We start from the raw sequence: 10,224 nt of genomic DNA on the forward strand, positions 1-10,224 counted from the left end.
CGGCATTAAATGCCAAAATCTAGTACGACTTAACAAGACACTACTACTTTAACATAAAGAAAAAGTAGTGAGAAAATCTTCCGTCGAAGGTTTCCTCACTACTAATCTTAGTATGTTTGAGCTGTCTACGACTCGCTGCCTTATACAAAAGTAAACGAAAAGACTATAAAAAACCATCGAACTGTGAGCAGAACGATGGTTGTGGATACTGGCTCCGCCTCACTCACTCAGATAGTTAATGAGTGTTTTTTCGGTGAGGATATCAGAGTAGGTGTATGACTCAACGTAGGTATTGGTAATTTCGCCAGGTAGACTTCCGACATTGTTGTATTCAACAATGAAGAGGGATGGATAAACCTCAATAAGACGACCAATCTTGGTTTTTTGGCGTTTGCGGCCGTGTTCCAAGGTCATTTCAACCATCTTACCTTCATGGTTTTTTATGTCCTCTTTAATTTTTTTCATTTTAGCAACGTCTGTAAATGCATCACTCATGGTTATTCCTCTCTTTTGGATATGCTTGAAAACTTAAAATATTCTTTTTGGAATAGGAGTTCGACGGTCCCACGCGCCCCGCTCCGGTTTTTCTCTATAATGACCTCAATCTTGTTGTTTGGCTCTGTATCTTCCTCACCTTCACTGCGGTAATAGTCATCACGATAGAGGAAGGCTACGATATCCGCATCCTGCTCAATGGATCCAGATTCACGAATATCCGAAAGAACCGGGCGTTTATCTTGACGTTGTTCAAGTCCCCGTGATAGCTGACTGAGAGCCAAGACTGGCACCTTTAGCTCTTTGGCTAGAATTTTTAGTTGGCGGGAAATTTCCGATACTTCTTGTTGTCGGTTTTCTCGACCAGTTCCTGTAATCAACTGCAAATAGTCGATTAAGACGAGCCCTAAGTTCCCTGTTTCTTTAGCTAGTTTTCGGGCACGTGATCGAATTTCAGTAATCCTGATACCTGCAGTATCATCAATATAGATTGGGGCGGATGCCAGGTTGGCTTGGGCAATGGTAACTTTACGCCATTCCTCATCCGTCAATTGTCCTGTCTTAATAGCATGGTTATGAATGAGTCCTTCTGATGAAAGCATTCGATCAACCATACTTTCAGCTCCCATCTCTAGCGAGAAGATGGCAACCGTCATTCCCGTTTTGCTACCAATATTTTGAGCAATGTTCAGTGCAAAAGCAGTTTTTCCGACCCCTGGTCGAGCACCGAGGATGATCAGTTGATCTTCATGAAATCCAGTGGTCATCTTATCTAACTCGATAAATCCAGTTGGAACCCCTGTAACATCAGATGTTTGCTGAGACCGGGCTTCCAGACTCTCAAAATTTATATTGAGAATATCCTTGATGTTCCGAAATCCACTCTTATTACTATTTTCATTTAAATCAATCAGGTTTTTTTCGGCAACTGCAATCAGTTCATCTGTTCCCGCAGATCCCTCATAAGCCTGGTTGATACTTTCTGTTAAACGGGCAATAAAACGACGGCGCATGGCCATGTCGGCCACAATTTTAGCATAGTATTCTGCATTTGAGCTAGTCGGAACTGCGTTAACAACCTCAACTAAATAGGAAAAACCGCCGATATTTTCCAGATCTCCTTGAGCCTCCAAAATGGCTCTCATGGTGGTCGCGTCAATGACATCTCCCTGATCATTCAAGTCAATCATGGCCTGAAAAATGAGGCGGTTCGCATATTTAAAAAAGTCAGCTGGTTCAATGTACTCACGGACATAAACCAGCTTACTTTCATCCAAAAAAATAGCCCCTAGAACAGATTGCTCTGCTAAAATATCTTGCGGTTGAGTACGCAATTCTTCCAGATTGGCCATTTCTCCTCCTTACATCCTTGAATTATGCCTCTTGGATATAGACTTTGATTTCACCAGTCACATCCTGATAGAGTTTCACTGGAACCTCGACGGATCCGATGGATCGAAGCTGATGATCTAGGTGGATATTCCGTTTTTCAACTTTAATTCCAAATTGTTTCTGTAATTCCTCTGCAATTTTCTTGCTGGTAATGGAACCAAAGGTCCGACCATCTGGTCCCACTTTCTCTGTAAAGCGAACAACTGTTTCTTCTTTCGCCAGTTGAGCCTTAATGCTTTCTGCCTCTGCAACCATTTCTGCATGAGCTTTTTCTTGTGATTTTTGCTTACCGCGGAGTTCCCCAATTGCCTGAGCAGTGGCCTCTTTGGCTAGATTTTTCTTGATGAGGAAGTTTTGTGCGTAACCTGTCGGAACTTCCTTGATTTCACCTTTTTTTCCCTTACCTTTTACATCTTCTAAGAAAATAACTTTCATCTATCCGTCTCCTTTTCTTGCGTTTCATTTATAATAACATCTTTTAGCCGAGTCGTCACCATGGAGAGGTCTACACCTCGCAGTTGGGCTGCCGCCAGGTTAAAGTGACCCCCACCGCCCATCTCCTCCATAATTCTCTGTACGTTGATTCGACTGCGACTACGCGCTGAAATCCCAATGGTATCAGGGTCCAGCTGACTCATGACAAAGGCTACCTCTATACCAGACATGCTTAGGATTGTGTCCGCAGCTTTGCTAAGTTCAATTGTGGAGTGATAGATATTTTCTGGGGCTACTGCCAAAACAATCGCAGGACTCAATCGTTGGCCTTGGAGAATCAACTCATTGACACGTCGATATTCCTCAAAGTCTGTGGCCATAATTTCCTTAATGAAAGTGCTATCACTGCCTCTGCTTCGCAAATAGCTAGCCACATCAAAAGTCCGGTTGGTTACCTGAACCGAAAAATTCTTGGTATCCAACATGATGCCGGCCATTAAAATGCTAGCTTGAATTTTGCTGAGACGATTTGACTTGGCGTTTTGGAACTGAATAAGTTCGGTCACTAATTCACAAGCGCTGCTAGCCCCACTTTCAATGTAAGTGATAACCACATTTTCAGGGAAATTTTCATCACGTCGGTGATGGTCAATAACAATTGTCTGGCTAAATTGTTCATAGAATTCTTTCGAGAGAGTCAAGTTAATTTTAGAGTGGTCCACCATAATTAACAGAGATTGACGAGTCACACGTGGCATGGCTTCCTCTAAGGTCAGCAACTTAGTCTTCTCTTCGGCTTGCAAGCTTTTGATGGCACGCTCGATATCTGGGGCTAACTCAGTTGGATCATAGACAGCATAAGCCTGCTCACTTTGAATCTCTGCAAATTTCTGCATTCCAACGGAAGCCCCTAGTGCGTCTAAGTCTAGATTACGGTGACCAACGATAAAGACCTGGTCTGCAGAGCGAATCTTGTCTGAGATGGCTGTCATCATGGCCCGGGTACGAGTACGAGTCCTTTTTACGGCTGAGACACTACCTCCTCCGAAGTAGATCGGATTTTTACCTTCCCTGTTTTCACGTACTACGGCCTGGTCTCCACCACGAACTAGGGCTAAGTTCAAATTCTCGAGGGCTGTTTTTCCAATAAAAGCATGATCTCCATCACCATAGGCAAACCCCATACTAAGGGTAAGCGGGAGATTCTTCTCCTTTGCTTCGCTTCGAAACACATCAATAATCGCGAACTTGTCTTTCATTAGTTGGTCTAGAACCGTATAATCGGTAAATAAGTAGTAACGATCAGCATCAACTCGACGATAGAACATCTTAAAATCATCCGCAAATCGGGAGACAAAATCAGCAATAAAACTGTTGACACTGCTGACCTCCGAGTCGGATAAGCCATCTCTAAAATCATCATAATTATCCAGAGAGATAGCTCCGATAACTGGTCGTGTAGTTGCTAATTCCTCCGCCGCATTGTATTCACTACTTGCATCAAAAAAGTAAACCATATGGCCGCTTTGATCCAAATGAACCGCATAGGTTCTCTCTCCAATTGCAACGTAATGACTGCCTTCTCCTTGAGAAGACTCCAAAACTGACTGGATTGTCTGCATATCCAGCACACCATCTTCACCGGCAAAAATGAGCTCAGCGTAGGGATTATACCAGTCAATTTGACCAGTTTCCTCGTTCAGTTTCATAATCCCAATTGGAATCTTGTTAATGAGATTGGCCAAGCTGTTTTCAACTCGATCTTCTAGTTGTTTCTGTTGTTCTTCTTCCACCTGACTGACAATTACTTCTTGATCTAATAGGAGTAACAAGACAAGAGTACCCATCAATATTATAGTAATCGCAATGGGGATACCATTCATGGAATGTTGCCAAACCACAGAAAGAATACCCAAAAAGATAATGCCAATCATAAAATAATGGAAGGGGGATAGGGGAAATCTTTTCATCTTAAACCTCTTCCTGTTATTTTACCATAAAGGCCCAGTTACACCAACAACTCACTGTAAAAAGCAAGGATTTGAGAAAGGCTATTTGGCTAGCATTAACCTATTATAATGTCAAAGGTCCAACTGTTTTTGTCAAGTTTTATACTCTTTTAGTTTATCTTTTATTACTGTGTTAGCTCGTCTTGCCGTACTTCAGTACTGTCTGCGACTCGCTGCCTTGTACTAAAAGCAAACTAAAAGACTATATTAACAAATAATCATCACCTCCTAGTCTTAAATAAGAAATATACGACTTAGCCACGTTAGAATGGCTATATGCGGGTGGATTTACTGGATGTGCAAAGTGTCATTGATCAGTAAATGTATTGTAAATATAGCGTCAATTAATCTTTACACATAAGAAACCCAGCTGCATTCAGCCGGGTTTCTTCTATAATTTTATTTCTTTACCTGTTCTTGACGTTTGGAAATACTGCGAGATTTTCCCTCTAAATAAACCATTAGGATCGAAATATCTGCTGGATTGACACCGGAGATTCGACTGGCTTGACCAATCGTTTCTGGATTAATCTGTTTGAATTTTTGCCGAGCTTCTGTGGCAATGGAATCAATGTCATCCCAGTCAATATCCGCTGGAATACGTTTTTCTTCCATTCGTTTCATCTTGTCAACTTGGTCAAGTGCTTTTTGAATATACCCTTCGTATTTGATTTCAGTTTCCAATAATTCTTTAACCTTATCATCGATTTCCATTGGAGCAGATCCAATGAAATTAGCTAAGTCATCGTAGCTTACTTCAGGCCTGCGAAGGAATTCTTTTGCTGTTAGGGCATCCGCTAACGGTTTGAAGCCAAGTTCTGTGACTTGTTTATTTGTTTCTGCGGTAGGTTTTAGTTTATGAGACTCCAACCGTTCCATTTCGGTTTGGAAACGAGTCTTTTTCATTTGGAAATCTTCCCACCGTTCATCATCAACCAAGCCAATAGAACGACCAATATCAGTTAAGCGCATATCCGCATTATCATGACGTAGAATCAAACGGTACTCTGCACGACTGGTCAAAAGACGATAGGGTTCCAAGGTTCCTTTGGTTACCAAATCATCAATCATAACACCAATATAGCCGTCACTTCGTTTAAGGATTAGTTCTGGTTTTCCCAATACTTTTAAAGCTGCATTGATACCAGCCATAATACCTTGACCAGCTGCTTCTTCGTATCCCGATGTCCCATTTGTTTGACCGGCTGTAAAGAGGCCTGAAATTTTCTTCGTTTCAAGGGTAGCTCGTAATTGATGTGGGAGAATCATATCGTATTCAATCGCATAGCCTGTCCGCATCATCTCTGCTTTTTCTAACCCCTTGATGGAGTGTACGAGTTCCCGTTGAACATCTTCTGGGAGGCTTGTTGACAATCCCTGAATGTAGACTTCTTCCGTATCTCGTCCTTCAGGCTCCAAGAAAAGCTGGTGTCTTTCTTTATCTGCGAAGCGGACAATCTTATCTTCAATAGATGGACAGTAACGTGGTCCTACTCCCTCAACAACTCCTGTAAACATTGGAGCACGGTGTAAATTATCTTGAATAATTTGATGACTCTCGTTATTCGTATACGTTAACCAGCAAGGAACTTGATCCTTTAAATAGTCCTCATCCTTAGAACGGTAGGAGAAATGATTCGGAACATCATCACCAGGTTGAATCTCTGTTTCACTATAGTCAATTGAAGATGCCTTGACCCGAGGAGGAGTTCCCGTTTTAAAACGACCAATTTCAAATCCTAACTCTTTGAGGTTGTCAGCTAGCTTGACAGAGGCAATGCTATGGTTAGGACCTGAAGAATATTTCAAATCTCCGATAATGATTTCTCCACGTAAGGCTGTACCGGTCGTCACAATAACTGTTTTAGCACCAAACTCTTGATTGGTTGCGGTGCGAATCCCAATTACCTTTTTATCTTCAACCAAGATTTCATCAACCATGGTTTGGCGAAGTGTCAAGTTTTCTTGATTTTCAACAGTTTTCCTCATCTCCTTAGCATACAATTCCTTGTCTGCTTGGGCACGCAAAGCTCGGACAGCTGGTCCTTTACCTGTATTCAACATTTTCATTTGAATATACGTTTTATCGATATTCTTAGCCATTTCGCCACCAAGAGCATCTACTTCACGAACCACAATCCCTTTAGCCGATCCCCCGATTGAAGGATTACAAGGCATAAAAGCCAGCATTTCTATATTAATAGTTGCCAAAAGAGTTTTACATCCCATCCGGGCAGCGGCAAGGGAAGCTTCTACTCCTGCATGGCCAGCACCAATGACGATTACATCATAGGTTTCCGCAAACTGTCTTGTCATTCTTTCTTCCTTTCACAAAAAAAGGTCAAGGCTTCATTTGATTGCAGGCAAAAAAACCTGCAAATCCCATGAGCTTTGACCATCATTGTATTTGCTTTTTAGTATTGTAGCATATTTGGATAACTTGTCAATTTATATGTACTGACGTACTTGATCATTCATATAAGCTTGGTCAATCAGACCACCACCTAAGCACTCATCTCCGTTATAAAATACGACTGCTTGACCTGGTGTAATAGCCCGTTGCTCTTCTGCAAAGTTGACAGTTGCCTTGTCACCATTTACAGAAACTGTCACCTCAGCATCTGGCTGCCTATAACGAAACTTAGCGGTACACTTCATTTCAAAAGTTTTTGGCATTTTATGTGTAAAGCTAACTTGACTAGCTGTCAATTTCGTTGACATGAGGTTTTCGTGGTGGAAACCTTGACCTACATATAAAATATTCTGTTCTAAGTCTTTTCCAACCACAAACCACGGTTGATTATCGCCACCTTCTTGACCACCAATTCCGAGTCCTCCTCGTTGACCAATGGTGTAATACATAAGTCCAGCATGTTCCCCCATGTCACGACCTTCCATGGTCATCATCCGACCTGGTGTTGCTGGTAGGTAGTTACTGAGAAATTCCTTAAAATTCTTTTCTCCGATAAAACAGATTCCTGTTGAATCCTTTTTCTTAGCAGTTGCTAAGCCAGCTTCTTCAGCAATTTTACGGACTTCAGCTTTTTCCAAGTGACCCAATGGAAACAGTGTCTTCTGAAGTTGTTCTTGCGATAACTGACTAAGAAAATAGGTTTGATCTTTATTTTGATCTTTCCCCCGAAGCATACGGACTTGACCGTTTTCATCACGTTCTACTTGGGCATAGTGGCCAGTTGCTACATAGTCAGCTCCTAGTTCCATCGCATAGTCAAGAAAGGCCTTAAATTTAATTTCCTTGTTACACATAACATCTGGATTCGGAGTCCGACCAGCTCTATACTCTGCTAGAAAATATTCAAAGACCCGATCCCAGTACTCTTTCTCAAAATTAACTGAGTAGTAAGGAATTCCAATTTGATCTGCTACTGCAGCAACATCTTTGTAATCTTCTGTTGCCGTACAAAAACCATTTTCATCAGTGTCATCCCAGTTTTTCATAAAGATGCCAACGACGTCATAGCCTTGTTCTTTTAACAAGAGGGCTGTTACGGAGGAGTCAACCCCTCCACTCATTCCCACAACAACTCGTGTTTTTGAAGGAACACTCATAGTTTTCTCCCATCTTTCGTTTGTCACGTTTCCGTGCGCGCTTTCAACGATTTGAAGGTCGTTTTGAGCAAGGCTTATTATAACACGAAACAAAAAAATCCTCCACTGAATAATTTTTGTGTTCAGTGGAGATAACACAGGGCTATTAATACCATCCGTTGGCTAACCAAAATTGATGGGCTTGTACCCAAGAACCATAGCGATTTTTTACATACTCATCTGCTACCCGCTCCTGGTTTTCTGGAGAAAGGTCTCCATTTAAATAGGAAAGGGTTAGTTGGTAACGACCATAGTAAATTCCATTTTGTGCGGTATAGCTCCCACTAGATTCTTTTTGAGCAATCCACTCCTTGGCTGCTTGCTCATCACTTGACAAGCTTGATGCAGTTGCTGTGGATTGTTCTTGAACTGGTGCTGGTGTTTCTGGCTCAGATGCTACAACCGGATCTGATTCAGAACTTGATGGATCATTCTCAACTTTCGGTGTTTGTGATGCTGATGAAGTAACAGCTGCTGAATCTTCTGGACTCTTGACAGTTTCATTGATAACTTCTTGCTGAGTTTCTGATATCTCTTGGCTTTGAACAACTGCTTGAGAAGTGTTTCCTTGTTCAGAACTTGCTTCTAGCACGACAGCATCTTGCGGTTGATTGACAGTTGTTTCTTCTGATACAATTTGCTCGCTTGTAGCATTCGGAGTCCCTGTTGTTAACTCCAATACTTGACCAATGTGAATCACATTCGGATTTTTAATATTATTTAGCTTTACAATATTGTCAACAGTTGTTTGTCTTTCTGCTGCAATTTTTGATAAGGTATCTCCAGATTTTACAGTATAGGAATCAGCCGACGCAGCACTTGCAGAAGCGGCTACGAGAAGAGTTGCCAAACCTGTTAGTAGATAATAATTCTTTCGTTTCATGTAAAGTTCCTTTCTTATATGACCTTATTCTATCCCAGTAATATTACGGAAAGATAGCAATATTCGGAGTAGTTTTACAGTTCTGTGAAGGAGATTGGTTAGGTTCTTTACATTCCTAGTCATTTTCCTTATGGTATACTTATTGTAAAGGAGAATTTATGTTTTTATTTTTTGATTTAGATGGAACTTTAGTTGATAGTGGTCCAGGAATTAAAGCGGCCTTTCGATATGCTTTCACAACTCTGAATCTTCCTGTTCCTCAGGATTCAGAGTTAGACACCCTAATTGGACCACCTCTCGAACGATCCTTTGCCTTCTATCTTCCTGAAGATAAAGTAGAAGAAGCTATTGGCCTATTTCGAAGTTACTATAAAGAAAAGGGAGTTTACCAGGCCGACCCATACCCTGGGATAAAGAAAGCTCTCCAGGCTTTAAAGGAGCAAGGACACTATTTAGCGATTACCACTAGTAAAAATCAACCTATGGCTCAAGTTATGGTCCAACATTTTGGATTCCAATCTTATTTTCAGGAAATTTTTGGAGCACTTCCAGATTCCCACGATAAAATCGATGTCCTCAAACGAGGCTTAGAGGTCGCAGAAGCCCCTAAAGAACAAAGTTTTATCATTGGAGATACCCTCTTTGATATGGCAGCTGGCCGTGATTTAGAAATTGGTAGCATCGGAGTTGAATGGGGCTATGGTACCTCCGATTCACTAACCGAAAACGGTGCACAAGTTTTACTATCTAAAACACAAGACTTAGCCTCATTTTTTAAATAATACTCGTAACAGTTCAAAATCTGAAAAGACTGGGAGTGGGAAAGAACTCCGTTGATTAGGTTGTTTTTGGAGGTCAAAGAGTCAAGAAATGACTTCTTGAGTTTCTGGATAAAAGAACATGAACTGTTCTCTCAATAAAAGGCGAACAGTTGTTATTTGCTTCGCTCTCCTATCTATTAACTCAAACAGCCTTTTAGCTGTTTGAGCGAATCAACCACTGCGTCAAAGAGTTTTTGCTAAATAAAAGTTCGAGACTGATACTTTTTGCCCAGCCTCAGTTATATCCCATTAATACTTAACTAATTTCAAAATCTGAATACTCGCAGAATTTCAAAAAAATGACGAGGAAACTGATGATAACATTCATCAAAGAGGCTTGACAAAGTCAGATTTTGAAATCCAATGAGTATAAGCAAGCGTAGCTAGCCATCAACCCAACAAAGATTGGAGAAGAGGATGAACGCAATCAGATTTTAAAATGGTCATAAGTATAATCGAGTAGGGACTAATGGATAGTCCCTCTCACACCACCGTGCGTGCCGTTCGGCACACGGCGGTTCAATTAACTTTTAACGCATGTCGTTTTAAGTAGTAATCGAGACAGCTGACCAGTCCTCGT

General features: G+C 41.3%; 8 protein-coding genes. 1 reads left to right on the forward strand and 7 read right to left on the reverse strand.

Features of this window, described 5'->3' with window-relative positions:
* Positions 1-219 precede the first annotated feature (219 nt).
* The 7 genes from I2503_RS08005 to I2503_RS08035 form a co-directional block, all read right to left on the reverse strand.
* Positions 220-495, reverse strand: coding sequence for a Veg family protein (locus tag I2503_RS08005; protein WP_196092359.1), 276 nt, complete (start codon positions 493-495; stop codon positions 220-222).
* A 2-nt stretch (positions 496-497) separates the two neighbouring features.
* On the reverse strand, positions 498-1,847 hold the full coding sequence (dnaB, locus tag I2503_RS08010; protein WP_196967613.1) for a replicative DNA helicase: 1,350 nt from the start codon (positions 1,845-1,847) through the stop codon (positions 498-500).
* Positions 1,848-1,869: 22 nt separating this feature from the next.
* On the reverse strand, positions 1,870-2,322 hold the full coding sequence (rplI, locus tag I2503_RS08015) for a 50S ribosomal protein L9 (protein ID WP_196092361.1): 453 nt from the start codon (positions 2,320-2,322) through the stop codon (positions 1,870-1,872).
* The gene (locus tag I2503_RS08020) at positions 2,319-4,292 is read right to left on the reverse strand and encodes a DHH family phosphoesterase (protein WP_196967614.1); all 1,974 of its coding nucleotides are present in this window, start codon (positions 4,290-4,292) and stop codon (positions 2,319-2,321) included. The genes rplI and I2503_RS08020 overlap by 4 nt, the downstream gene beginning before the upstream one ends.
* Before the next feature lie 438 nt (positions 4,293-4,730).
* Positions 4,731-6,647, reverse strand: a complete 1,917-nt coding sequence (gene mnmG, locus I2503_RS08025) for a tRNA uridine-5-carboxymethylaminomethyl(34) synthesis enzyme MnmG (RefSeq protein WP_196967615.1) — start codon at positions 6,645-6,647, stop codon at positions 4,731-4,733.
* A gap of 132 nt (positions 6,648-6,779) precedes the next feature.
* Complete coding sequence (gene mnmA, locus I2503_RS08030; protein ID WP_196967616.1) at positions 6,780-7,901, reverse strand: tRNA 2-thiouridine(34) synthase MnmA; 1,122 nt, start codon at positions 7,899-7,901, stop codon at positions 6,780-6,782.
* A gap of 145 nt (positions 7,902-8,046) precedes the next feature.
* The gene (locus I2503_RS08035; protein WP_196967617.1) at positions 8,047-8,823 is read right to left on the reverse strand and encodes a LysM peptidoglycan-binding domain-containing protein; all 777 of its coding nucleotides are present in this window, start codon (positions 8,821-8,823) and stop codon (positions 8,047-8,049) included.
* Between the two features lie 158 nt (positions 8,824-8,981).
* Here I2503_RS08035 and I2503_RS08040 point away from each other — a divergent pair, with 158 nt between their 5' ends.
* Positions 8,982-9,605, forward strand: coding sequence for an HAD hydrolase-like protein (locus I2503_RS08040; RefSeq protein WP_196967618.1), 624 nt, complete (start codon positions 8,982-8,984; stop codon positions 9,603-9,605).
* The last annotated feature ends 619 nt before the right edge of the window (positions 9,606-10,224 follow it).

The organism is Streptococcus sp. NLN64, from assembly GCF_015831295.1.
In the GTDB taxonomy this organism is placed as follows: Bacteria; Bacillota; Bacilli; order Lactobacillales; family Streptococcaceae; genus Streptococcus.

Bases quoted from the DNA above. Each gene is read 5' to 3' on its own strand.
- I2503_RS08005 (WP_196092359.1), bottom strand. From the start codon at position 495: ATGAGTGATGCATTTACAGACGTTGCTAAAATGAAAAAAATTAAAGAG.
- dnaB (WP_196967613.1), bottom strand. From the start codon at position 1,847: ATGGCCAATCTGGAAGAATTGCGTACTCAACCGCAAGATATTTTAGCA.
- rplI (WP_196092361.1), bottom strand. From the start codon at position 2,322: ATGAAAGTTATTTTCTTAGAAGATGTAAAAGGTAAGGGAAAAAAAGGT.
- I2503_RS08020 (WP_196967614.1), bottom strand. From the start codon at position 4,292: ATGAAAAGATTTCCCCTATCCCCCTTCCATTATTTTATGATTGGCATT.
- mnmG (WP_196967615.1), bottom strand. From the start codon at position 6,647: ATGACAAGACAGTTTGCGGAAACCTATGATGTAATCGTCATTGGTGCT.
- mnmA (WP_196967616.1), bottom strand. From the start codon at position 7,901: ATGAGTGTTCCTTCAAAAACACGAGTTGTTGTGGGAATGAGTGGAGGG.
- I2503_RS08035 (WP_196967617.1), bottom strand. From the start codon at position 8,823: ATGAAACGAAAGAATTATTATCTACTAACAGGTTTGGCAACTCTTCTC.
- I2503_RS08040 (WP_196967618.1), top strand. From the start codon at position 8,982: ATGTTTTTATTTTTTGATTTAGATGGAACTTTAGTTGATAGTGGTCCA.